The sequence below is a fragment of the Ruegeria sp. AH12 genome (assembly GCF_056541465.1).
In genome coordinates this window covers 1-559 of the sequence record NZ_JBQFYL010000209.1, presented here as the reverse complement: position 1 = coordinate 559, position 559 = coordinate 1, and the positions used below count along the sequence as shown (strand labels likewise).

Below are 559 nucleotides of genomic sequence, written 5' to 3'. Positions count from 1 at the left end.
GACGCGATGGTTGCCGCAGCGGATGATCGATTTACCGATGAGCAGGTGCAACACATTGAAGAAAACGCCTGTCCAACCTGTGGTTCATGCTCGGGCATGTTCACCGCGAACTCGATGAATTGTCTGGCCGAAGCACTGGGTCTGGCGCTGCCGGGCAATGGCTCGACCCTGGCCACACATGCCGACCGTAAAGAGTTGTTCTTGGAAGCTGGTCGCCGCATCGTCGAGATCACCAAGCGCCACTATGATCTGGACGAGAAAGGCTTTTTGCCGCGTGAAATCGCCACGTTCGACGCGTTCGAAAATGCCATGAGCTTGGATATCGCAATGGGTGGATCGACCAATACGGTGCTTCATTTGCTGGCCATCGCGCACGAAGGTGAAGTGCATTTCACCATGTCCGACATGGACCGCCTGAGCCGCCAAGTGCCCTGTTTGTGCAAAGTCGCGCCCAACATCGAAAACGTGCACATGGAAGACGTCCACCGCGCTGGTGGCATCTTCTCGATCCTTGGTGAACTCAGCCGCGCAGGCTTGCTGCATGAGGATTGCCATACAG

Annotated in this window: 1 protein-coding gene; it reads left to right on the top strand. The window is 56.4% G+C overall.

All coding sequences use genetic code 11. The features are described 5' to 3' along the window. A partial coding sequence (locus ACR0EL_RS22670) for a dihydroxy-acid dehydratase domain-containing protein (protein WP_480502381.1) occupies nt 1–559 on the top strand: 559 nt, incomplete at both ends.